At 44.7% G+C, this 23,113-nt stretch carries 20 protein-coding genes and 3 pseudogenes; 14 read left to right on the top strand and 9 right to left on the bottom strand.

What is annotated here, in order from left to right:
- Positions 1-84 precede the first annotated feature (84 nt).
- Entirely contained in the window at positions 85-663 is a 579-nt protein-coding gene (locus V6N89_RS08760; RefSeq protein ID WP_338517225.1) for a hypothetical protein, read from the top strand.
- A 43-nt stretch (positions 664-706) separates the two neighbouring features.
- Here V6N89_RS08760 and V6N89_RS08755 read toward each other — a convergent pair whose 3' ends face one another.
- Positions 707-1,519, bottom strand: coding sequence for an alpha/beta fold hydrolase (locus tag V6N89_RS08755; RefSeq protein WP_338517224.1), 813 nt, complete (start codon positions 1,517-1,519; stop codon positions 707-709).
- 145 nt (positions 1,520-1,664) lie between these two features.
- Here V6N89_RS08755 and V6N89_RS08750 point away from each other — a divergent pair, with 145 nt between their 5' ends.
- Positions 1,665-2,432, top strand: a complete 768-nt coding sequence (locus V6N89_RS08750; RefSeq protein WP_338517223.1) for a helix-turn-helix domain-containing protein — start codon at positions 1,665-1,667, stop codon at positions 2,430-2,432.
- Between the two features lie 33 nt (positions 2,433-2,465).
- Here V6N89_RS08750 and V6N89_RS08745 read toward each other — a convergent pair whose 3' ends face one another.
- Both V6N89_RS08745 and V6N89_RS08740 read right to left on the bottom strand, forming a co-directional pair.
- Complete coding sequence (locus V6N89_RS08745; protein WP_338517222.1) at positions 2,466-2,849, bottom strand: SufE family protein; 384 nt, start codon at positions 2,847-2,849, stop codon at positions 2,466-2,468.
- Between the two features lie 29 nt (positions 2,850-2,878).
- Positions 2,879-3,277 carry a DUF2750 domain-containing protein gene (locus V6N89_RS08740; protein WP_338517221.1) on the bottom strand — a complete coding sequence of 133 codons (399 nt, stop codon included), beginning with the start codon at positions 3,275-3,277 and terminating at the stop codon, positions 2,879-2,881.
- A gap of 209 nt (positions 3,278-3,486) precedes the next feature.
- Between V6N89_RS08740 and V6N89_RS08735 the strand changes: the two genes are divergently transcribed.
- From V6N89_RS08735 to V6N89_RS08715, 5 genes are all read left to right on the top strand, one after another.
- Positions 3,487-4,152 (top strand): hypothetical protein, encoded by a 666-nt coding sequence (locus V6N89_RS08735; RefSeq protein ID WP_338517220.1) that lies wholly within the window; start codon positions 3,487-3,489, stop codon positions 4,150-4,152.
- 121 nt (positions 4,153-4,273) lie between these two features.
- Positions 4,274-5,083 carry an exodeoxyribonuclease III gene (gene xthA, locus V6N89_RS08730; protein ID WP_338517219.1) on the top strand — a complete coding sequence of 270 codons (810 nt, stop codon included), beginning with the start codon at positions 4,274-4,276 and terminating at the stop codon, positions 5,081-5,083.
- Between the two features lie 27 nt (positions 5,084-5,110).
- Entirely contained in the window at positions 5,111-5,752 is a 642-nt protein-coding gene (locus tag V6N89_RS08725) for an energy-coupling factor ABC transporter permease (RefSeq protein ID WP_338517218.1), read from the top strand.
- A 171-nt stretch (positions 5,753-5,923) separates the two neighbouring features.
- Positions 5,924-7,066: an FIST signal transduction protein gene (locus tag V6N89_RS08720; protein WP_346993661.1), complete on the top strand. Its 1,143-nt coding sequence runs from the start codon at positions 5,924-5,926 to the stop codon at positions 7,064-7,066.
- Positions 7,063-8,460, top strand: coding sequence for a GAF domain-containing sensor histidine kinase (locus V6N89_RS08715; RefSeq protein ID WP_346993660.1), 1,398 nt, complete (start codon positions 7,063-7,065; stop codon positions 8,458-8,460). Before V6N89_RS08720 ends, V6N89_RS08715 begins: the two co-directional genes overlap by 4 nt.
- A gap of 137 nt (positions 8,461-8,597) precedes the next feature.
- Here V6N89_RS08715 and V6N89_RS08710 read toward each other — a convergent pair whose 3' ends face one another.
- Together V6N89_RS08710 and V6N89_RS08705 are read right to left on the bottom strand one after the other, a co-directional pair.
- A complete protein-coding gene (locus V6N89_RS08710) occupies positions 8,598-9,161 on the bottom strand; it encodes a phosphoribosyltransferase (protein ID WP_338517215.1) in 564 nt (187 codons plus the stop codon).
- A gap of 77 nt (positions 9,162-9,238) precedes the next feature.
- Entirely contained in the window at positions 9,239-10,459 is a 1,221-nt protein-coding gene (locus tag V6N89_RS08705) for a lipoprotein-releasing ABC transporter permease subunit (protein ID WP_338517214.1), read from the bottom strand.
- A gap of 269 nt (positions 10,460-10,728) precedes the next feature.
- Here V6N89_RS08705 and V6N89_RS08700 point away from each other — a divergent pair, with 269 nt between their 5' ends.
- The 5 genes and pseudogenes from V6N89_RS08700 (at position 10,729) to V6N89_RS08680 (ending at position 17,172) form a co-directional block, all read left to right on the top strand.
- Positions 10,729-11,298 (top strand): PilZ domain-containing protein, encoded by a 570-nt coding sequence (locus V6N89_RS08700; protein WP_346993659.1) that lies wholly within the window; start codon positions 10,729-10,731, stop codon positions 11,296-11,298.
- Positions 11,288-14,806, top strand: a pseudogene (gene mfd, locus V6N89_RS08695) (transcription-repair coupling factor). The gene V6N89_RS08700 and the pseudogene mfd overlap by 11 nt, the downstream one beginning before the upstream one ends.
- A gap of 1 nt (position 14,807) precedes the next feature.
- The gene (locus tag V6N89_RS08690; protein WP_346993658.1) at positions 14,808-15,701 is read left to right on the top strand and encodes a hypothetical protein; all 894 of its coding nucleotides are present in this window, start codon (positions 14,808-14,810) and stop codon (positions 15,699-15,701) included.
- On the top strand, positions 15,646-16,641 hold the full coding sequence (locus tag V6N89_RS08685) for a CsiV family protein (RefSeq protein WP_346993657.1): 996 nt from the start codon (positions 15,646-15,648) through the stop codon (positions 16,639-16,641). Before V6N89_RS08690 ends, V6N89_RS08685 begins: the two co-directional genes overlap by 56 nt.
- 15 nt (positions 16,642-16,656) lie before the next feature.
- Complete coding sequence (locus V6N89_RS08680; protein ID WP_338517211.1) at positions 16,657-17,172, top strand: cob(I)yrinic acid a,c-diamide adenosyltransferase; 516 nt, start codon at positions 16,657-16,659, stop codon at positions 17,170-17,172.
- Positions 17,173-17,260: 88 nt separating this feature from the next.
- Here the strand turns inward: V6N89_RS08680 and nagZ are convergent.
- Positions 17,261-18,270, bottom strand: a pseudogene (gene nagZ, locus V6N89_RS08675) (beta-N-acetylhexosaminidase).
- A gap of 98 nt (positions 18,271-18,368) precedes the next feature.
- On the opposite strand from nagZ, the pseudogene V6N89_RS21735 reads away from it, so the two are divergent.
- Positions 18,369-20,691 (top strand): annotated as a pseudogene (locus V6N89_RS21735) (penicillin acylase family protein).
- Positions 20,688-21,155, top strand: a complete 468-nt coding sequence (gene ybaK / locus V6N89_RS08655) for a Cys-tRNA(Pro) deacylase (protein WP_338517206.1) — start codon at positions 20,688-20,690, stop codon at positions 21,153-21,155. The pseudogene V6N89_RS21735 and the gene ybaK overlap by 4 nt, the downstream one beginning before the upstream one ends.
- 15 nt (positions 21,156-21,170) lie before the next feature.
- Here the strand turns inward: ybaK and V6N89_RS08650 are convergent, their stop codons facing one another.
- The 3 genes from V6N89_RS08650 to ihfA form a co-directional block, all read right to left on the bottom strand.
- Positions 21,171-21,902 (bottom strand): Npun_F0296 family exosortase-dependent surface protein, encoded by a 732-nt coding sequence (locus V6N89_RS08650; RefSeq protein ID WP_346993653.1) that lies wholly within the window; start codon positions 21,900-21,902, stop codon positions 21,171-21,173.
- A 242-nt stretch (positions 21,903-22,144) separates the two neighbouring features.
- A complete protein-coding gene (locus V6N89_RS08645) occupies positions 22,145-22,699 on the bottom strand; it encodes a hypothetical protein (protein ID WP_338517204.1) in 555 nt (184 codons plus the stop codon).
- A 114-nt stretch (positions 22,700-22,813) separates the two neighbouring features.
- On the bottom strand, positions 22,814-23,113 hold the full coding sequence (ihfA, locus tag V6N89_RS08640) for an integration host factor subunit alpha (RefSeq protein ID WP_131094149.1): 300 nt from the start codon (positions 23,111-23,113) through the stop codon (positions 22,814-22,816).

Here is a 23,113-nt window from a genome sequence, read left to right as displayed (position 1 = left end):
AAAACCAAGATATATCAATAACGTAGCTTTCCGTTTTAAGGTAGAGTTACTTTTTTAAAAACAATAAATAAAGGCGTTGGATTAATGCGTTTACTACTGATGACAATTGCACTTGTTACAAGCACTTTTGCTTTAGGTGAAGTGAATATTTTGCTTAAAAACAACACAGATAAGGAGTCTCAAAAGCGAGAGCAAATAGCAAAGTTAATACAACAGTACGACCTAAAAAAGTGGTGGTTTACAGACGATATTATTATTGATGAAACCACAAGAAGCCCATTCAGCCACCCTGTGCTTACGCTCACTGCCTCAATGCCTAACAACGACCCAGCGGCACTATCGCAGCTTCTTCACGAACAAATTCATTGGTTTGAAGATGAAAGGCCTGAAGAGGTAGAAAGCACAATTACAGCACTTAAAGCAATGTACCCTTCAGTCCCGGTAGGCTACCCAGAAGGCGCTAGAGATGAATTTTCAACTTATTTGCATATAGCAGTGTGTTTAATGGAACTCGACGCGCTAGCAGAGCTACTTGGAAAACAACAAGCGCAAAACGTTATAGCGACCAATGGAAAGTATTTTTACAAGTGGATTTACAGCACAATACTGCTAGACCAGGATAAAATTCGGCAGCTACTTAAAGACAATAAATTGTATATCTAGCCACAGCGCCAATTTTTGAGTTTCAAAACTCGTATCGCCTATCTCAAAGCGCGCTGATAAACGCAGTTATATGTTGTGCAAGCTTTGCTGGCTGATCGCACTGAATATAAGTTCTAGTATTGGTCACCACTTCAAAGCTTGCGTTTGGAAACCTAGTACTCAAGCGTTGACCTAGATCCACAGGAAACAACACATCATCGGCTCCCCAAACTATTTTGACAGGCTTTGTAAAAGAAGACAGCGCTGTGCCTAATTGTTGTGTAACATCGTTTCGCCACGCGCCAGCTACTTCCTTAAAGTCGTTTTGAATGTCTTTAGCATTAACAAATGACCTAAGTGGGCGCTTTAGTTCATAAGCGCTAAGCGAATGACTAAGTAACCCCATTGCTATTGAAGACTTAATAAATGTGGAAAAACGAAACAGCATTGCCATTCCCCTTACATAGCCTGGGATATTGACGGCTTTTGGAAGCGTTGCAAACGGCTTAGGCGGAAACACATCAAGTGCATCACAATTAGTGAGCACTAAACTTCTCACGCTACTATCAAATTCAGCTGCGAGCATTTGTGCATATACACCGCCAGTATCGTTTGCTACCACGTTAACTGGAGCTAATTTTAATGCCTTTATAAATGCTTCAATAATTCTAGCAACACCTTTGACTGATAAATCAGCTGCTCCACAAATAGCATGACGATGCCCACCAAGCGGTAACGTGGGCGCGATGCACCGATAATTTTGCTGTAAAAAAGGTATCAACTTGTCCCAATTGTGCATGTCGGTTAGTGCGCCATGTAAAAAGAGAATTACTGGCCCTGTGCCAATATCCAGATACTCTAAATCAAACCCGTCCATTTGAAGCAATCGTGGGGTGTGTATCAGGTTATTGTGTGTTGGTTCTTTTATGGTTATGGGCATTCATGTACTCTACAAATCAGTGAAAAGTGGTGTAAATGGTACCCACTACGCAAAGCTGAGACTTGTAAGAACGACCGCTTTTATGATTAACAAGCTCTTCATCGATTTTAAACATGCACTTTTTGTCGGGCATCTCGATGCCATCAAACACCACAAACACACCACTGGCGCCCTTTGCATTTCTCTAGGTGAAAAGCTAGTAGTGAAAAAGCGCGACGAAGAATATCGTTCAAGAGTACTTTATATTGAGCAAAACACTGACTTTGAAATGTTGAGCTCGTCCCCTGTGGTTATTTATTGTTTTGAGTTGAATGCACAACAACGCGTTTTGATAAGACAGCAATTAGGCATCGATGTAACCCCAATACATCATAAATTCGCCAACGAAGATGTTTTTGTAAAAGCAGGACGATGGTTAGGTGAGAGTAAGACTCTCAATATGCAACATGTTCTTCGGTTCTTCGATTTACTCGGAATAAATAAGACTGAACAAGATAAAGCAGACAAGCGAATTGACAAACTTATAGAAACGCTGCATGCCGCCCCAACACATAAGTTCACTATCGATGAACTAACGCAGCATGCGTCGCTATCTAAAACAAGATTATCAGAGCTTTTTAAAAGCACTACTGGCCTAACTCTACGACGCTATAGAATTTGGCAACGATTAATTGTTGCTGCTGAGTTAGCTTCAAAAGGGTTTGACCTTACTTACTGCGCACAGCAGGCAGGCTTTTCGGACTCGGCACATTTATCGAATAGCTGTCGAAAACTACTTGGCGTTAGCCCAATAGAATTGCTATCACAGCCACGACAGCTGAATATTTTCACCCCGACACAACTAAGTTGACCAGCCAAGGTAGTCTTAGAGCAGTGTACCGTTTTAACGCTTCAGTTTGAGAATAACGGTTTTGATACCATTACCTCTAGACTGGCTGAGGTAACGGTCAAGCTGGCATTGTTCTAGATACTCATCGTAGTTAAATTGCGAGCGCATTTCAGGTGAAAGTTCATTCGCTTTTTCTAACAGCACGGCTAAAACACCGCGTATGACTTTGCTCGGTGAATAGGCGCTAAACGCACCATCACTGAAATCCAACCAAACAGGACTTTCGCAACCGGGCACAAGCGTGGTTTCATCACGCAAGGCCTCGTCTAAAGGCACTAGCCGTTTTCCCGCTAGCATTAGCGTCCGAGTAAAATCATCCCACCCTCTCGCGTTTGCTAGTTTACTGGCAATGGGGGGTAATTCTGTGTGCTTTGTCACTTTTAGGCCTTTACGCTGTTTATGACTGATTAAGCTACAGAGCCCAACTCAAGTGCAAGGTCTTGCGCAGTCATTACCAAGTTTTCTACTTCGCTTGTTGTGGGAAACATTACCAGTTCCACACCATTTTTTTCCAAACCTGGTAGCCACGTTTGCGTAAACTCTTCAAGCGATACACTTACACACTGCCCTTCAATACCATTCATCGTCACAAAAGTGCTCGCCAAATCACGATGAGGAAAAACAGGTAGCTGCACATTTTCGCCATCTTCAAACATGACAAACCCTTCACTACCCTGCACCATCCAAATTTCTTTTGCTTTCAATACATAGGTGACAACCAACTCTTGTCGCTCTTCTGCAGACAGTTTCATTGCCTGCTCAACAACTGCTTCGTTCAATTTCTCTGCTACTGTCTCTGGAAACACAATTCGTACCTGTAAATAATTTTGCCGCAAGTATACCCACACCAGTGCTATACGCAATCCACTTAGCCACTAAAAACGTAGTGCTATACAACACGCAAATTATGTTTACACTATAGTATACAAAACCACGCGCATAACGTGTTGATAACAATGCGTATAGTGTACATGCAGCCTACAAACATCAGACGACTTCAAATAAATAAAAACTTATGGTCAATCTTTTTACAGCTTTGAAACAAGGTACGCACGCTAGTCACGAAACACTGGAAAATACTTACCCGTTTATCATGTATCACGGCGACAATGTTTTCGATTTTAGTGTGTATCAACATGTGCTATTGGTTATGTACCGTTTTCACGCTTGTGTATCGCAGTCACTAATGAATACAAGTGCCTCAAGCGACACAATAGCTGCGCTTGCCAAACATATTGACCATTCTAGCGTGATTAACGCTATCAAATCTGATGTGTTGCAGGTACATGCTATACATAACGAAAAAGACGAACAGCCCTTACTGTCCCTGTTGGCTGAACAAACACCAGGCGATTTGTCACCATTTAACTCAAACACTAGCTGCTGCATAGCAGGGTTATATGTATGGCTTGGCTCTTCTATGGGCGCAAACATCATTGTACGTAGGCTTTCTTCAAACAAGCCATCACCACCTACTAACTATTATTCAGCTATGGCTCAATGCGCTCGTTCTTGGGTAAGCTTCAAACAAGATGTAGACGCACTTGTTCCACTGCTGCTTGAAGAAAACAGTCAAGCTATCGAGCATATAGTAGAAGATGCAAACATTTGGTTTAGTTATTTAATCAGCTTAGGCACTTCACAAAACACTGTTAAAAGCGCCCTTGCGGTTGAATCCTAAATTAACTTAATCAAACGTCGACCTAATTTGCTCTAAAATTAACGTTGTTAATCAATCGCGAATTGGTAATTGCCTCGATTCTGGTAAACTTGCGCGTAAACTCATCTACGAAAAAGAACGCATGAAAGTAATCTCTTTTAACATCAATGGTATTCGTGCCCGCTTGCACCAGCTTCAGGCGCTTATTGATACGCATCAACCAGACATTATTGGCCTGCAGGAAATCAAAGTTCATAACGAGCAGTTTCCCGTTAAAGACGTTGAAGCAATGGGCTACCACGTTTATTTTCACGGTCAGAAGAGTCATTACGGCGTAGCATTCCTTACAAAGAAACAACCCGAGGAAGTCATCATGGGCTTTCCTAGTGACGAAGAAGATGCACAACGCCGCATGATCATTCTTAAGACGACGGATGACAGCGGCAAACCAGTTACTATTTTGAATGGGTATTTTCCACAAGGCGAAAATGAAAAGCACGAGACGAAATACCCTGCAAAGCGCAAGTTTTATCAAGACCTGATGGCATATCTGTCAGGTAGCCTTTCACCTGAAGAGCAAGTTATTGTCATGGGTGACGTGAACATCTCTCATACTGATCTGGACATCGGGATTGGTGAAGACAATGCAAAGCGCTGGCTACGCACGGGGAAATGTAGCTTTTTACCGGAAGAGCGAGAATGGCTTAACACCGTGTTTAACTGGGGTTTTGAAGACAGTTTCCGCTCATTAAATCCGACCGTTAACGATAGATTCTCGTGGTTTGACTATCGCTCTAAGGGCTTTAACGATAATCGAGGCCTTCGTATCGACCTTATTTTGGCCACGAAATCTCTTCACTCGAAGCTTGTTGATGCGGGTATTGATTATGATTTAAGAGGGATTGAAAAACCTTCTGACCATGCGCCTATTTGGGCGGTTTATAAAGGCTAATTACGTTAGCGTGAAACAGGAGACTAAGTGAGTACACTTCAGACGTTGGCACTTTTTGTTTATGGCGCTTTTTTGTTTGGCGCACTTAGGCACATAGATGTGACTCACTTTTTAAAAAATAAGCACCAGCAGCATCTGGTTTTTGGCAGTGCTGCCAGCTTGTTTGTACTTTGGCTTTTCAAAGTAGGTATATTTGACGGCCTAGATGTTCATTTTCTGGGCCTATCCGTACTTACGCTCATGCTTGGTTTTCGCTTAGCTATTGTCACTGCATTCATCACCCTCATTGGATGTGCAGCAGTAGGCTTTATCGCATGGGAAAATATTGGCGTCGACGGGCTGTTAGGTACTGTATTGCCCATTGGTGTTACTTACTTGTTTTACATGCTGTCGTTTCACCATATTCCGCGACAGCTTTTTGTTTATATTTTTTTATGTGCATTCTTCCCTGCGGCAATTTCTATTGCATTAAAAACACTGACGTTGGGTTTGTTCTATTTTGTCGAAGGTACATACCCCTGGGACGTTATTTTCGACAATTATGTGCTACTCATTCCGCTACTTGTGTTTCCTGAAGCGCTGCTAAATGGGATGGCTATAACGCTTCTTGTTATCTACCAGCCTACTTGGGTTTATACATTCCACGACAAATTCTATTTAAACAAATAACACCTAATTTTGGCTGACTGATACGTCGATAAGGCGCGCAGGCTGTAATTTTGGACTAATGTTTAATAAGAATCTGACCAGAACTCTCTATGCTATAGAGACAGCGCTATACAAGTGGGTATATATGCAGGTAATCACACATTCTATTAAACACGCAGACACTCAGGATTTGTGCTCGACTTTACAACAACTGCTCGACTCACCCCCTCATCGGTTGCTATAGCCTACAGCAACTGTTCACACAACACCGAACACATTCGACGTATATTTAAAGCATCATCAATGCCCTTTATGCTGGCTACGTCGTGTCTTGGCGCTCTGCACTGTGGCCCTAACGCCACAGAAGCAGAGTCAGACCTATCTTTATTTTTTATTGACGATGAGCAAGGTGCATATGGTATTGGGAGTGCCGACTTAGACGACAAAACCACAACACAGGGCGACCCTGTAAAAGCGGGGGCATATGCGCTCGAGCAGGCGTTGATAAACGCTAACAGACCTTTCGAAAGCCCAGCTTTAATTTGGTGTGCACTACCTCCGGGGGATGAAGAGCGCATTTTGGAGGGTTTTGCCAGTGTTGTTGGTGAGCAAGTACCCATTTTTGGCGGCTCTGCAGCTGACAATACGGTAGAAGGCCATTGGTTTACAGCAACAATAAATAGCTGTAGCCCTAACACCATAGCCGTCTGCGTTATGTATCCGTCTACCCCACTTGGTTTAAGCTACAGCTCTGGATACAAGCCTACTGAAACTGTTTTTACCGTCACACAAGCTAGCGGGCGAAATTTAATAGAGCTAGACGGTCAACCCGCATCTGCTATCTACAATAGCGCTACCAACAACCTTATTGAGAGCGAGTTAGGGGGTGGACAAATTTTAGGGCTCACGTCATCTGCACCGCTTGGTAAGCCTGTTGCACTTGAAAGCGGCGCACTCAACTACCTGCTTTGCCACCCTGATCAAGTGTGTGAGGATGGCAGCCTTAATGTTTTTTCTGAGATTCACCAAGGTGAGCAGCTCACTCTGATGGAGGGCAACATTGACAGTTTAACGGCTCGAGCAGAGCGCGTAATAAACAATGCCATTATGCTGCTTCCACAAAACAAAAAGCCTGTAGGCGTATTGATGATTTATTGCGCAGGTTGCCGACTTATGGTTGGCGATGCTATCCGACCTATGATTGAAAACTTGAAACATACGTTTGAAGGGCTTCCCATTTGTGGCGCGTTTACGTTCGGCGAGCAAGGCCGTTTCCTTGATGGCAAGAATAGGCATGGTAATTTGATGATTTCTGCGGTTGTGTTTTCTCGATGAGTAAAGACTACGAAAACGTTTTAGAAGATCTTGCTCTTGTTTACCGTTTAAAAGAGCAAGCTGAAGCACATAAAAAAGAAAGTGATGCTCTGCTAGCGGGCACGCGAGCACTGTTAACCGCAAAAAGCGAACAAGAGCTGTACCAAAAAATGTTTGGTATTTTCAGAGATCTTTACAATTACGAGGTATGTTTTGTTCTCGAAAACGATAGTAAAGGGAAGATGCGTTGCACTAACAGCACCTACCCTCCCGTTTTGGGAAGCTTATGGGAGGTTGATGAAACACTATCACGAGCGATGAAAAGCTCTCCTGTCGCATTATTCAACATCAAGATGCAGCCGACATGGCAGCAACACTTAGAAACGTTTGATATTCCCGTTACTTCGGTACTTTATTGTCCGTTCAAAGTGCACTCCCAACATGCAGTCATTGTGTTTTGTCACCATACACTGGGTTATTACACCCAAGAATATGTGGAAATGGCAAATCGATATCGCACGTTTACAGAACAAATGGCCATGAGTGTTCAGGCTAAGCTAATGGCCCTCGAGACAGTCAGGCTAAAAGAAGAAAAGGCGCGAGTTGAAAAGAGCCTGATTGACTCAGAAAAGATGGCGTCTTTAGGGCTTCTTGCCGCAGGTGTTGCACACGAAATAAATAACCCGATTGCGTTTATAAACAGTAACATTCACTTCTTAAAAGACACCCTTCCAGACCTTGCTACTATGCAAAATATAGTGGCCTCGCTTGCAAACAGTAGGACAGAAGAAGAACGATTATCGCTAGCCTCTACAGCGGCCAAATGGGTAAGTCAAAACAAGCTTGATTCAGTGAGTGATGAGATATCTGACATATGCACCGAGTCTCAAGAAGGCCTTCAGCGGGTGACGGAAATAATCACAAGTTTGCGTTCTTTTTCTCATGATGCAGACATTGCTGATGACGAGACCGTTAATGTGAACGACTGTATTGCACACGCCCTGCGCTTGGTTAATAGCGAACTCAAACATCGCATAGAAATAGTACAGTGCCTTGAAAATCCACCTTCAATTAAGGGGAAAACAGGTAAACTCAATCAAATTTTGGTAAACCTCTTTGTCAACGCAGCGCAAGCAATGGAAGATGGCGGGACATTAACGATCTGTTCTCGCCATGATAAAGAAAGTAACTCGACGGTTGTGACTGTAAATGACACAGGTTGTGGAATAGAAAAACATGCATTGCAGAAGTTATTTGAGCCTTTCTACACCACTAAACCCACTGGAAAAGGAACCTATCTTGGACTCTATATCTCGTTTTCTATCGTAGAGGCGATGGGAGGCACAATTACTGTGGATAGTGAGGTTAATGTAGGTACAACGTTTACGCTCACATTCCCAAGTTCAGCGCAGTAAATGCCACTTCATTCGCCTTTGGGTAAACGGCGCAAAAATTGCGGCTTAGCCAGCAAAACGACGCTCAACAACACACTCAAAAAACAGGCACAAAAAAACCGCACGGTAGGTGCGGTTTTTCATTTATTTCGACGCAATTATTTTTGGAAAAGAATGTCCATTACGTCAGCAAGTTCGCCTTTGCCTTCGCGAATTTCTTCTTCAGACAAACCTGCAATTTCGTGCGGGAACACCAACCATTCATCGCTTTCGTTAACGTAATAGTCAGGCACAATGTCCGTAGTATTGTTTTGAGGCTTGTACCACGGACAAGCAATACGAATGTCTTTCGGCATGTTTAGGCGCATCAATTTGTTAATTTGCTTGATAAGCGCTTCAACACTTCGGCCTGAATCAAACACATCATCAACGATAAGCAATTTGTCGTCAGCGTTGGCATTCTCTACTAAGTAGTGAAGACCGTGAACGCGGATCTCTTTAGATTGCTTGTTGATTCCATAGTAAGACGATGTGCGCACGGCAATATGGTCTGTTGACGTGTTCTTGAACTCGAAGAACTCCTGAACCGCGATACCAATAGGAGCACCACCACGCCAAATACCAATTATAAAGTCTGGACGGAAGCCATCTTCATACACCTTTGACGCTAGGCGAAAGGAATCCTGTAAAAGCGATTGCGAGGTGATAAAATTCTTGTTCATGACGTCTCACTGGGCAAAATTTAAAAGACCGCGAGTATAGTGAATTTCATCCGATTTTGCACGGCAAATTCAACGAATTATTCATTTTGCAGTGCTTGTGACGGCTGAATTTTCATTGCTCTGCGCGCTGGATAGATACTAGCGGTGATACAGAGCAGCAGTGAAAGCCCCGTAATGCTGACTATTTGGACAACATCCATCTCAATTGGCAACCCTCTACCGTCTGCAGAAAGTGCTAACGGTGAACCGATTAACACAAGAAGGTTGTTTAGGTTTAACGTAATAAAGACACCCAGTACAAAACCAATCGCGGCGCCTTTTACTCCGTTAAAGAGCCCATTAAGCACAAAGATCCACATTATTGCTGCAGGCGTCATACCCTGCGTTAAAAGAACCGCAATGTCGCCTTGTTTTTCTGTTACAACCATAACAAGAGCAGAGACAATATTAAATGCAGCTACGGCAATGACCAGCAGAAGCATCAACATCATCATGTTTTTTTCCATCTTTACCGCATCAAAAAGCGGCCCTTGGCGCTCTCGCCACGTTCTAATGGTTTCTGGCTTAACAGCCAGTTCGTTGCTAAGTTGCTCTACTACCGAGAGATAGTTAAAAGCGTCTTGCAGGAACAGTCGTTGAGATATCCCTTGGCCTCTAGGGTCTCGCAGCAGTCTATTTACATCATCCAGGTGCATATACACTACTTTGTCATCCATCTGTGACCCCATATCGAATATGCCTGCCACAGTCACTAAGCGCTGACTTGGCATTCGTCCAAATGGGGTATACACGCTTGCTCCCGCAACCATGACGCGAAGCCTATCACCAACTCGAACATCTAGTTTTACTGCCAGCGCTCGTCCGATTATCACGTGAAATGTACCAGGCTCAATGTATTCGAACTTTCCCTGTTCAAGCTTATTCGCCACCAAGGTATGTGTCATCATTACTGAAGGCTCAACTCCGTGAAGCTGAACCCCTCGCAAGTCAGTTCGACTTTGCACAACCGCTTCCGCCTCTCTAAACGCCATAGTGGCAATAACGCCGTCCATAGCCTGCGTTTTTGATAGCGACGTGGTAACTTCAATATGCGGTACAATGCCCAATATGCGTTGCTTTAACTGCCCTTCCAATCCGTTCATTACGGACACAACAATAATCAGCGCCATTAACCCCAGCGCGATCCCCGCTACAGAAAAACGATTGATAAACGACACAAAACTGTTTTGGGTTGCTTTATTCGACTTGGCGTAGCGATAAGCGATAAAAGCAGGGAGCGGAAATAACGAAGAAAACATAACGCCTTGTTCAATGAGTAATGGGGTATTGTGCCTCGCCTTTAGCTATGCTTATTGCATTGGCGAGGTTAAATTTACGCAGTAAAGCAGTAAACCTGAAATAGTAAAGTGGTTATACTACGTGTAAGCTACTGGCTGTACAAGAATTAGTGGCAGAGGAATGATGTGAGCGAGCAAAGCATAGAAGAAAAAAAGCCCAATTCGATGAATACTTTTCTATAGCGCACGGTATTAATGTCAACGTACGCCCGCTAGACGAAGGCGAGAGCGTGCCAGTTGAAGACGAACTTGAAGATGCCATGCCATATGCGTTTCGAATTGCCAGCGAAATGGCCGCGATAGAAGCACAAGCTTTACGCCCACTTCGTAACTTAAGTGAACATGCAGAGACGCTTGCCGATTACCTAAACCATCAGGCTCGCAAAATAGACCTGATGATGTCATTTGTACTGCACCAGCAAGACGAGCCTGAATATCGGTTTAAGTCGGTTAAATTTGGTGGTGGTGGCGTTATCGTCGCCATGCCCACACCGCTTGATGTTGGCCAACATGCTGAGCTTAAATTATTCCTTGATGCCGAAGCTGCAGCCATATTCTGCTATGGCGAAGCAATTAGTTGCGAGCAAGTTGAAGACAGTTATCATACTGCGTTTATCTTCAATACCATTAGAGAGCAAGATCAAGAGCTTCTTGTTCGCGCGAGTTTGCATATTCAAACGCTACAGCTTCGAAAACGCGCGCAAGAAAAAAATCAGGATCCTAAACGGTATCCTTATCAGTATATATCGCCGTATTTATTGGTATTACTTGAATTAAAAATAGGAAGTCATGACAGCTAGCTTATTATCGCTGCCTTTACCAGCGCCGAAAAAAGACGCATCGTCACAAGATCATAAACAATGGGGCCAATTACAAGGCAGCAGCGCTGCACTTTGTATTAGTCAAGCACTGAGCCAGTACACAGGCCCTATCGTGCTTATTACTGCTGACACTCCATCGGCGATGAAGCTAGAAAAGGAAATCGCCTTTTTCCTAAAAGGTGGCGTGGGCGAAAACAAGCAGCTTGCCAACACACCTATTACCCTGTTTCCAGATTGGGAAACATTGCCTTACGATGCGTTTTCTCCCCACCAAGACATTGTTTCACAACGCCTTGAAACCCTGTTTCGTTTTACTCAGCAGGGAGAAGGGATATTCATTGTTCCTGTTAACACCTTGATGCAGCGGTTAGCGCCGACAGATTATCTTGCCAAGTATCTCTTGATGCTAAATAAAGGTGATACCTTAGATCGCGATCAGTTTAGACGAAACCTAGAGCAAGCGGGCTACCTTCATGTAAGTCAGGTAATGAGCCACAGTGAATTTTCAGTGCGCGGCAGCATTATCGACCTTTTCCCCATGGGCAGCGACCAGCCTTTTAGAATTGATTTGTTTGATGATGAAATTGATTCAATCCGCTTTTTTGATACCGAAACGCAGCGCTCTGGTGAGGCGGTTAATGAAATTCGCTTGTTACCCGCACGAGAATTCCCTACGGACAAAGATGCTATTACGCTGTTTCGCCAGAATTTCTTAGCAAAGTTTGACGCAAATAATGCCTCTGAAAGCGTATTTTCTCAGGTAAGCAAAGGGACTATGCCAAGCGGTGTAGAATACTACTTGCCGTTGTTTTTCGAAAAAACTGCGACGCTCTTTGATTACCTTCACCCGAAAAGCTTACTTCTATTACATGGCGATGTGCAGGACGCGAGCGAGTTTTTCTGGGCTGATGTGCAAGAAAGGTATGAGCAGTATCGTTATAACTTAGCGCGCCCACTACTTGCCCCCGATGATTTATTTCTGCCTATCAACGAGTTATTTGGGGCCATAAAACAATGGCCGCGAGCCACCCTCTCCAGCAGAGTGTTAGAAGAAAAAGCGGGCACGAATAACTTGCAGTGTGAGCTGCTTGACGACATCGCAATTAATTCGCAAAAAAAGGTGCCTGCTGAGCGACTTATTGCAACCGTAAAGGAAGCCTCTGACAAAGGAGCCAAAGTGCTTTTTTGTGCAGAAACACAAGGCCGACGAGAAGGCTTACTAACGGTTCTCGCCAAAGCTGGAATAAAGCCCGCGTTAGTAGACGACTTTAACGCGTTCATAGGAAGCCACGAGCCCATTGGTATTACCGTTGGCATGGTTGAGCACAGCTTTAGGTGGCAAAGCCAAGAAGGCGAATTGCTTTTTATTACCGAGACAGAGTTACTTGGCCACAAAGTAAGCCAACGCAGGCTTAGAGATAAACGCACCGCTACTGACGAAAGTGCAATCATTCGAAACCTTGCTGAGCTCTCTATTGGGCAGCCTGTGGTGCATCTAGACCATGGTGTTGGACGCTATTTGGGCTTACAAACCCTTGATGCTGGCGGTGTTACTACCGAATACCTATGCATTGAGTACGCTAAGCAATCAAAACTTTATGTACTCGGTCGCGTCATTACACCTCATTTCACGCTATACCGGAGGCGATGCAGACAGTGCTCCGGTTAACGCGTTAGGCTCTGATGCGTGGAGCAGAGCTAAGCAGAAAGCAGCTGAAAAAGTGCGCGATGTGGCTGCAGAGCTGCTTGATGTTTACGCTCGCCGCGCCGCAAAGCCTGGGTTTGCCTACAACATCAACTGGGACGACTACCAGTCTTTTGCCGACAGCTTTCCATTTGAAGAAACACCAGACCAGGCACAAGCCATTGCGGCAGTTATGCATGATATGGGCAGCCCGTCAGCCATGGACCGACTGGTGTGCGGTGACGTTGGTTTTGGTAAAACCGAAGTTGCAATGCGCGCTGCCTTTCTTGCTGCAAATGCAGGAAAACAAGTGGCGATCCTTGTACCCACCACACTGCTTGCTCAACAGCACTATGAAAACTTTAAGGACCGCTTTGCTGCATGGCCGTTTGAAATTGAAGTCATGAGCCGGTTTGTCAGTGGTAAGGCGCAGAAGTCGGTTGTAGAGCGCATTGGCAAAGGCAAAGTAGACATTGTCGTTGGTACACACAAGCTACTGTCGAGCGATATAAAATACAAAGATCTCGGGCTTGTCATTATTGACGAAGAACACCGTTTTGGTGTTCGACAAAAAGAAAAATTGAAGTCGCTTCGCGCTGATGTCGATATTTTAACGCTAACTGCAACACCTATTCCGCGTACGCTAAATATGGCGCTATCCGGAATGCGCGACCTATCAATTATTGCTACCGCACCAGCACGACGTTTATCGATAAAAACCTTTGTACAACAACGTAATAAGGCTGTGATTCGTGAAGCCGTAATGCGAGAAATATTACGCGGCGGACAGGTTTATTTCCTGCACAACGAAGTAGACAGCATTGCACGCACCGCAGAAGAAATTGCTGAAATTGTACCAGAGGCCCGCATTGCCGTAGGTCACGGCCAAATGCGGGAACGAGAACTTGAAAGCGTGATGAGCGATTTTTACCATCAGCGCTATAACGTGCTTGTTTGTACCACCATTATTGAAACAGGTATCGATGTACCAAGCGCCAACACTATCATTATGGATAGAGCCGATCATTTGGGTTTAGCACAGCTTCACCAATTGCGGGGCCGTGTCGGTCGCTCGCATCACCAAGCGTATGCCTATCTTCTTACTCCGCATCCGAAGCGCATGACTAAAGACGCGGTAAAGCGTTTAGATGCTATATCTCAGCTTGAGGATTTAGGTGCTTAGGTTTTGCACTTGCCACGCATGACCTTGAGATACGTGGTGCGGGTGAGCTGCTTGGTGACGACCAGTCTGGTCAAATTGCTAGCATTGGCTTTAGTTTATACATGGACATGCTAGACAAAGCGGTTAATGCATTAAAAGATGGTAGAGAGCCCTCGCTAGACGATGCTATGGCTGGCCACACCGAAGTAGAGTTACGTATTCCGGCTTTACTGCCTGAAGACTACATTGCTGACGTGAACACGCGGCTTTCGTTATACAAACGGTTGGCAAGCTGTCAAACACAAGACGATATAGATGAATTCCAAGTAGAATGTATCGACCGTTTTGGACTGCTTCCTGAACCTACCAAGAACCTTATTGAAGTAGCTGAAATTAAAATAAAAGCACAAGAAATTGGCATCCTAAAAGTGGACTTGTCTGCCCAAGGCGGTACCATAGAATTTAAAGAAACAACAAAGGTCGATCCTGGCTACATTATTAAGCTAGTGCAAACTAAACCGAATACTTTCAAATTTGAGGGTAGCCAAAAACTTCGGTTAGTAAAACAGACCGACACAGCCAAAGCGCGTATCGCCTTTATTAGCGATATCATTGCCGATTTTGTAAAGGAGTCGCGGTAATATGAAGTTTATTCGCTGGTATTCATGGGTTGCATTAACCATTGCGATTCTAGCCAGCTCGGCGCATGCTAATGATGACTGGTGGTTTGATGTAGAGGTCATTGCCTTTAAAAGAAACGCCTCATTAAGCGAACTTGAAGAACAATTCACTTTGGCCAATTCGTTAAGTGCACCGCGCGCAGATGTCGACGTAATTCGAGACATCATTGCACCTGACATCAGCTGGCTGAAACAAGGCTTACGTCAGTGCAACATAGACACCCGACCTTCATGGCCCGTGAACCACGCACTTACTGTGCCCAAAAGCGATGTTGATTTTTTGTCACTGCCTTCCCTTACTGAGTCAGAAGATGTATTGGCAGAGGCTGATATACAAGACAGCGAAGCAAGTGATGCACAAAGCAACACTTTGGCTCTGGTACAACCTTCGTTAGAAAGTACACGTCAACAGCCACTTGATTCGACTTCAATATCAGAGGAATCTACTTCAGAAGACGATTCCGCTAACTACATTGAAGCGCAAGAAGCACTTGAAACGACAGTACAAACAATCGATAGCGATCTAAATGGCGATACTCTGGATACTGAAAATGATTCAGTGACAACACAGGAAGACCGTCTACTTACCGCAGACACTACCGATTCTTTAAATGATGAAACACCTGCCCCCTCGGCAGCGACCATTGCACAATACTGGTTGTCATTTTTTGGCGCAGACTCTCGCTCTGGTAAACAGCCATTATTTAGTTCAGAAGAAGCAACAAGCAATTCGTTGCAAGTGCCTGAGTTTTCTTTTTGCGAAACAGCCAAACCTTGGCTAACCGTTGTAGAAAAAGGTTATGACATTGTTTGGAAAGCTGAAAAAGCTGACAACCGCTTACCGAGTACCCGCTAGCTTACCCATCATTATTGAGGGACATGATTGGCCGCGCGCTTCACATGCACATTTATTATCAAGTGAACAGCAGTCACTAAATTCAATATCACGACAAATTCGCAGTAACAGGGATTTAGAGCGATTATTTCATGCGACGTGGCGGCAGCCTGTCGCTTTTGGCAAAGACAACGCATTTAATGTGCGTCTTTACGGTGGAAGAAATTACTCAGACGAGTATGAGTTGAGCGGTGAACAGCGACCGAGAGCACAGAAAATGACATTGTCTGAGTTACAGAATATTTCAGCAATCGATAATTTGTTTAGCGGAGCCCTAAACTTAGATTCCACGACGTCAGCGTCGTTAACAGGTGCTAATGAAGCGCAAACTGGTGTTCAAGCCCAACAGGCAGAACTGAATGACAGTAGTCAGGACAATCAGGGCCAGAATGCCAATACCGAACGTCCAAGCCTTGTTTCAGCACCAGATATTTTCACCAAGCTTGAGCAAAAGCTATCGACGCCAGCACCTATTTCATTTGAAGCATTCAAAGCGCTAGATTTACCAGAGATGTTTGACGACAACGATAATGCTTCCGTCAGCAACGCATTGCGCACGCCTATTTGGGAAATTGACGGCACAATGAAGGTATTTTTAAAGTACATTAACCGTGTGCCCTATTTACATATTGATAGCGCGTTGTTTTACCGTCAGCCTGTACCTTTAAGTTATTTTTCCAATAGCGATATTGACGCGATTAATCAAACCATTGCGCTTAACTCCGCAGATAATGACAACGGCGCAGCAACTGAGGTTGAGTATCGGCTTGCTTCTGTTCCTTTGGCAGAACAGCGCCGTGTAATTAGCACGCAATTGCATTACTTCGACCACCCTCTGTTTGGTTTCATTGTGCAGATTCGTCGTTACCAACGCCCAGCGCTTGAAGAGACAGAACAATAGACCATAGGTATTTGAATGAAAATTTATACACGTACTGGTGACAAAGGAAGCACCCAAATTTACGCTGACAAAGCCGTTCGGGTCGAGAAAGACGATTTAGTGGTAAAAAGCTATGGTGATATTGACGAGTTAAATAGCAATATTGGTTTGCTTGCTGCTACGGTGTCAGCCTCACACAAGCCAATGCTTCACGATATTCAGCGCAATTTGTTTCAGGCGGGGTTTGCTATTTCGGCCAGCTCAACGCTCACCGAAAAAAACATAGATGATCTCGAATCATTGATAGACACGTTAACCAACAAAATGCCCCCTAATACCTCCTTCGTATTACCCGGCGGCAGTCGTGCTGCAGCGCAGGCACACGTATGTAGAGCAGTATGCCGACGTGCGGAGCGCGCTGTAATTAGCCTATCAAAACACTATGATGTACCTGAAGTCGTGCACGCTTATTTAAATAGACTGAGTGATTTCTTATTCACGTTTGCACGGTTTTTGAATATTGAAGCTGGTGTAGATGAGGTAGCAGTATAGCGCGATCTGCTAGGTCAAATCGCACTATATGTTTTTGGAAAGTGGGCTTTAGAACCGAAAGGTGCCAAGCAAGGTGGCAGAGCCAAATCTAGCTCTCATTCAATCGTTGGATGAGTTTTACTGATGATTCATATTCGAGACTGGCCTGTTTTCCCATAGAACGCCCGTATAGCGCCATAGTTCGTGCTCGCTTGTCGCTGTCACTTGGCGTTTGCTGAGCTACCCTGCCTTCCAATCCATCGAGTATGCGCTCTGCACCTTTTGGGTTATTGCAAGCCAGCACCATGTCGCAGTCGGCATCTAGCGCAGCTTCAGCTCTTTCTAGGTAGTCTCCCGCCACGCTCGCACCATGCATCGACAAATCATCAGAAAAAACAGCCTGGTTAAACTTAAGCGTATTTCTCAACACATCTTGTAACCAGTGTGACGAAAATCCTGCTGGTTTGTCACACACTTGCTTATAAATTACATGGGCAGGCATAATGCCATCCAATAAATCGCGCTCTATAAGTCGCTCGAACACAACCATATCGGTACGATGAATTTCTTGGAACTCACGTTCATCGACCGGAAGCGCAATATGAGAGTCTGGCGCTACGCTTCCATGGCCGGGGAAGTGCTTCCCTATCGCAGGCATGTTTGCCAACTTCAAACCTTGAATTAACGCAGTTGCTAACTGAATGACATCTTGCGCATTATCAGCAAATGCCCTGTCGCCGATTACCTGTGATACACCATTGATATCTAACACTGGTGCAAAACTAAAGTCGATATGTAACGCTTTAAGCTCATGCGCCAACACCAGCCCACACGCTTTCGCATAGGTCTCGCTTTCATCTCGCGTTCTTGATTGCCTGATGATCTCCCCCATCGCAGGTAACGCGGTAAAACCTTCTCTAAATCGTTGAACGCGCCCCCCTCGTGATCAACACCAATAAGGACGGGCTTTTTCGCATGTTCACGGATGCTCTCTACCAGCGCACGAAGCTGACGTTTGTCATGATAGTTACGTGTAAATAAGATCACGCCACCCACCACGGGATGGGCTAACTTTTCTTTTTCTTCTTGCGCTAATTCTTCTGCTTGGCAGTCCAGCATTAAAGGGCCCACAACGCCCCCTTATGTAGTGTCATAAAACATCACTTCAAATTTCGTAAATCTCTGGTTAGGATAGAGAAAAAAGGGGAGCTTTACACGTGATAAATTGGATTAAATGGCTTGCGATCGGCGTTGTGACACTATTGGCTCTAATAGCCATTGCTCTCTACACAGGCCTTCGCTTAAGTTTACCTTCGCTAGATGGTAACAAGACTACCTACCATGTTTCTTCACCGACTGAACTTAGCCGAGACAGTTATGGTCAGGCAATTGTCAAAGCCGATGATATCTTTGATGCTGCGTACGCCCTTGGTTTCGCTCACGCGCAAGATCGATTTTTTCAAATGGATCTTCAGCGACGTTCGGCGTCTGGTAACCTGTCTCAATGGGTGGGTAAGATTGCCTTAGAGCGTGATAAGAATATTCGCTTTCATCAGTTCGAGCAGCGCGCTCGCGTGGTATTTGACACCTTGCCTACAAAACAGCAAGAGTTGCTCGTTCGATATGCCCATGGCGTCAACGATGCACTCGATGAAATGACGCTACCACCTTTTGAGTACACTGCTGCAGGTGTAGATATTGAGCAATGGCGGCCTACTGACAGCATATTAGTTGTATATAGCATGTACCTTGACCTACAAGGTGCACAGATAAGCTTTGATATGGCGCGAACCATGCTTAAGTCACTCTATGGCGACGCGGTATATGGCTTTATGACACAACCTAGCCATTTCCAAGCTGCGCTAGACGCAAGCGAAATCGCCCCATATAGCCAACCTGTTCCACCATACCCACAAAGTCTTGCAAAAAACAATCTCGACGCCAGCATGCGGCTTGCCTACATGGGAACTGAATTACCTGATATTGGCAGCAATAACTGGGCAGTGAGCGGCAAACTTACCAACACGGGTTCAGCAATGCTTGCTAATGATATGCACCTAAGTTTGAGAGTGCCCGTTATTTGGTACCGCGCACAGCTTAACTATCAAGAGGCTAGGTGAAAAAGTTCAAGTGACAGGAGTCTCACTTCCTGGCTTACCTGGAATTGTTGTAGGGACGAATGACCATATAGCGTGGGGTTTTACCAATGCCAACCTTGATAATGTAGACTGGGTTGAACTAAACGATGATACGCCAACACAGCAATACACACGACGTATCTCGCTACCTGAGGGTGACCACCAGTATACTATTGAAGTAAGTCAATATGGTCCTGTTCGCAACGTTGACGGTAAGCGATATGCACTCAATTGGGCCGCTCATCACCCGTTTGCAGTCAATCTGGGGATCGTCAACATGGGAACAGCCCAAAATGTTAACGACGCCATCGCGATCGGTAAAACAGTGGCTATTCCAACTCAAAACCTTGTTATTGTTGATAAAGAAGGTAACAGCGCGTGGTTGCCTGGTGGTGCGGTAATGCAAAGAGAGCAGGCCTCGTATGTTGCTATTACAGAATCACAGATGAAAGAAAATCCCCCGAGACGAGCTCAAGAACTACCTTCGGTAGTCAACCCGTCTCACGGGCGCATCTGGACAGCAAACGCACGTGTTATCTCAGCCGACGATGTCCCACAATTAGGCGATGGCGGATATGCACTGGGCGCAAGAGGTCAGCAAATTCGCGACCGACTGTTTGAGAAAGACACCTTTACCGAAAATGATTTTTATGCCATTCAGCTTGATAACCATGCGCAATTTTTAATGCCATGGCACAAGCTTTTGTCAGGATTGCTTAATGTACAAAATGTCGAGTTCAAACAAGATTTAGCGTATTTAAACACCTGGGACGCTTGCGCCTGTGAAGACTCAGTTGGCTACACACTAGTAAAGCATTTTCGCAGTGAAGTTATTCAAACGCTGTTTGGCAGCATTCTTACATCAATCGATAGGAAGGGCGTAAATAGCCGAGCCTTGCTTCGCCAGATAGAGCCAGCAGCATGGCAACTTATTCATGAACAACCCGATGACTGGTTACCGTCAGACACAGAAAATTATGACGAACTTTTAGTTGACGCTTATCGAAGAGCCAAGCACAAATTACTCGATATTCATTCACCGGTCGAGGCCGATTTGGAAACACTGCGCTGGGGTAACGTCAACGCACTTACCGTAAAACACCCATTTGCTTCCCAGATTCCATTTATTGGCAAGCACCTGAATATGGCGCGCATAGAAGGTTTTGGTGACACTTATATGCCAGCAGTCCAAGCCTCTGAATTTGGAGCATCACAGCGGTTATTTGTAAGCCCTGGTCATTTAAACGATGCTATTTTAACTTTGCCAGGTGGACAGTCCGGGCACCCGCTTTCGCCTTACTTCACGGCAGGGTTTGACGATTATGCGACTCAAGCTGCAACTCCCCTGCTACCCGGTGCCGTTGAGCATACCCGTATGTTTTACCAAAAAGATAACGAATGACACCTGCTATCACTTTACTCACCAAAAAACGCATCAAGCACAAGGTGCTCAAATATGAGCACGATGCATCGGCGTCTTCCTATGGACTAGAGGCTGTTGAAAAATTGCAGCTAGACGCCAATTGCGTGTTTAAAACCTTGGTCGTCAGCACTGATAAAGGCACGCTTGCGGTAGCCATAGTGCCTGTTAACAACAAACTCAGTGAAAAGAAAATGGCAAAAGCCCTTGGTACAAAAAAAGTGGTGATGGCAAAAAGTGAAGACGTTATTACCTCAACAGGATATGTGCTTGGTGGGGTAAGCCCACTAGGACAAAAGAAGCGACTTACTACTGTTATACACGACAGTGCCGAAGCACTGTCAGCCATTTATGTGAGTGCGGGAAAACGAGGATTAGAGCTTTCTCTTTCCCCTACTTCACTGTCGATGCTAACGCAGGCAGCCTTTGCCGATATCACTGCTTAGCTTGGCCGCTGCGATTTAACGCTTATAGGTCTTTCTGTACATTAACAATAGCGCGAACGAGAATAGCGCTAACGTACTAGGTTCTGGTACTGATTGTATTCCCACTCTTGAAATAAACGCCCCTGAGCTTGGCAGTAGCGTGTTTAATACTGTGTGGTTATCGCTTTCAAAATTACTGCCATAGAAGCGTATTGACGTTAACGCATCTGCTGCTGTTTCTGCGAAAAGGTTTACAAAAGCAAAAGGTTCCCATGAAGCGTGGTAGTCGTCTCGTGAGTCAGGATTTCCCCAAAATGGATTGCCAAAGTGCTCTGGTGTGAGCGCTGGAGAGTTAAGAATGTCAGAAGTGGTAAATTCTAAGGTTTCAGACACCGTGTTTACTGTAAGTTTGTTTCCTGCATCGCCAGCACTCCACCAAAACCCGAAATAGCCTGCTGGGTTGTTAAATGTAAGCTCTATCTCTCCATCAGCGGGAATAAACAAATAGTTTCCATTTCCATCTGCCCCACCCCATGTATTCGCGCCGTTTATACGAACACCGCCTTGAAGTACGCGGTATACGCCAAAGTCAGTAGTGATACTATCTGATATTCTTCCCCTTGACTGTCTATCAAAAGTCTCAACGCTCGACGCGCCAGCAGGGCCTACCGCAATATCAGGGTCAGACAGCGTAAAAATGAGCCCTGCAAAAAGAGGCGATGAGAAAAGGCACAAATTTAACGCAAACAAAGCAACAATGGTTTTCATCTTTAGCTCCAAGGCTGTTAAACACAGAACGTTTAACCTTAGATAGCTATAGCCATGCCAAAACCGCAACACATTGTTTACATTGAATTAATTCAGAAAACATCAATATTACAGGCTGCTGACTCCTATTAGTTTTTGCTTTTTGCGAAGCATTTTGCGACAAAAATGGATTTTCTGGCTAGATATTAGAAGTATGCCATTGGCCATCACAAGAGGCGTTGTGTTGGGCCAATATAGTTAGACTATTGTTCTAACTTTTCAGCTTGTTCACGCCATTGCTGCCTGGCTTTATTTAGCGAGACGTCGTCCACCGTATTTGAACCTGAAAGTGTTTTAGCTATTTGCTCGATAATTGCGTCACGTTTTCTTATTAGCACGTCAGTACGAGCGAACAAGTCCTTTGCTTCAGGATATTGTTGCTTAAGGCTTTCAACTTCTTCTAGTGAATAATATCGCGCTTCAAAGGCTTCGTTGAATAGTTGGCGTTTAGCATTAAAAACAACATAATCTTTTGCCGTTTCAGACATAAGATAATCTAAATCTTGCTTCGAAAGGTTCGCCGCTTCACTTACAGCTATGGCTTGTTTCATCCATTCATCAACAGCGCCTTCGTTCTTATTTTCAACGGCTTGCTTTATACCTTGCTGCAGATCGCTTGCATGAAGAATTTCCATTACGGTAATTAGCGGTACTTTTGCTGCTTCTTGGTCGCGTTTATCAGCTTCAGACGACAGGTATACTATCCAAGCCAATACAGCAAAAACGGCAACAACAAAAATAACGAGCGCTTTTTTCACACTTTACTCCAAAACTGATGCATATGAATGTCAGCACGACTGCACTGAAAAAATGAGGCAATACAAAAAGAGCGAGATAACCCGCTCTTTCATTGTATTGTAACGACCAATTGATTATTGATCGATGGGTGCTGAGTTTTCGACTCGGCTTTTAAGTTTTTGACCCGGGCGGAACGTTACCACACGGCGTGCTTTGATAGGAATGTCTTCGCCCGTTTTTGGATTACGGCCAGGACGTTCGTTTTTATCACGCAGGTCAAAATTACCAAAACCTGACAGTTTTACTTGCTCACCAGATTCTAGAGCGCTTTTAATTTCTTCAAAGAAAAGCTCTACCAGATCTTTTGCATCACGTTTATTGATGCCTAATTTCTCGAATAGGTGTTCAGCCATCTCGGCTTTGGTCAATGCCAT

It is taken from the genome of Alteromonas gracilis (assembly GCF_036870955.2).
In the GTDB taxonomy this organism is placed as follows: domain Bacteria; phylum Pseudomonadota; class Gammaproteobacteria; order Enterobacterales; family Alteromonadaceae; genus Alteromonas; species Alteromonas gracilis_A.
This window is presented reverse-complemented; position numbering and strand designations above follow the sequence as displayed.

Bases quoted from the DNA above. Each gene is read 5' to 3' on its own strand.
- V6N89_RS08760 (WP_338517225.1), top strand. From the start codon at position 85: ATGCGTTTACTACTGATGACAATTGCACTTGTTACAAGCACTTTTGCT.
- V6N89_RS08755 (WP_338517224.1), bottom strand. From the start codon at position 1,519: ATGGACGGGTTTGATTTAGAGTATCTGGATATTGGCACAGGGCCAGTA.
- V6N89_RS08750 (WP_338517223.1), top strand. From the start codon at position 1,665: ATGATTAACAAGCTCTTCATCGATTTTAAACATGCACTTTTTGTCGGG.
- V6N89_RS08735 (WP_338517220.1), top strand. From the start codon at position 3,487: ATGGTCAATCTTTTTACAGCTTTGAAACAAGGTACGCACGCTAGTCAC.
- xthA (WP_338517219.1), top strand. From the start codon at position 4,274: ATGAAAGTAATCTCTTTTAACATCAATGGTATTCGTGCCCGCTTGCAC.
- V6N89_RS08715 (WP_346993660.1), top strand. From the start codon at position 7,063: ATGAGTAAAGACTACGAAAACGTTTTAGAAGATCTTGCTCTTGTTTAC.
- V6N89_RS08710 (WP_338517215.1), bottom strand. From the start codon at position 9,161: ATGAACAAGAATTTTATCACCTCGCAATCGCTTTTACAGGATTCCTTT.
- V6N89_RS08705 (WP_338517214.1), bottom strand. From the start codon at position 10,459: ATGTTTTCTTCGTTATTTCCGCTCCCTGCTTTTATCGCTTATCGCTAC.
- V6N89_RS08690 (WP_346993658.1), top strand. From the start codon at position 14,808: ATGAAGTTTATTCGCTGGTATTCATGGGTTGCATTAACCATTGCGATT.
- V6N89_RS08685 (WP_346993657.1), top strand. From the start codon at position 15,646: ATGACATTGTTTGGAAAGCTGAAAAAGCTGACAACCGCTTACCGAGTA.
- V6N89_RS08680 (WP_338517211.1), top strand. From the start codon at position 16,657: ATGAAAATTTATACACGTACTGGTGACAAAGGAAGCACCCAAATTTAC.
- ybaK (WP_338517206.1), top strand. From the start codon at position 20,688: ATGACACCTGCTATCACTTTACTCACCAAAAAACGCATCAAGCACAAG.
- V6N89_RS08650 (WP_346993653.1), bottom strand. From the start codon at position 21,902: ATGAAAACCATTGTTGCTTTGTTTGCGTTAAATTTGTGCCTTTTCTCA.
- ihfA (WP_131094149.1), bottom strand. From the start codon at position 23,113: ATGGCATTGACCAAAGCCGAGATGGCTGAACACCTATTCGAGAAATTA.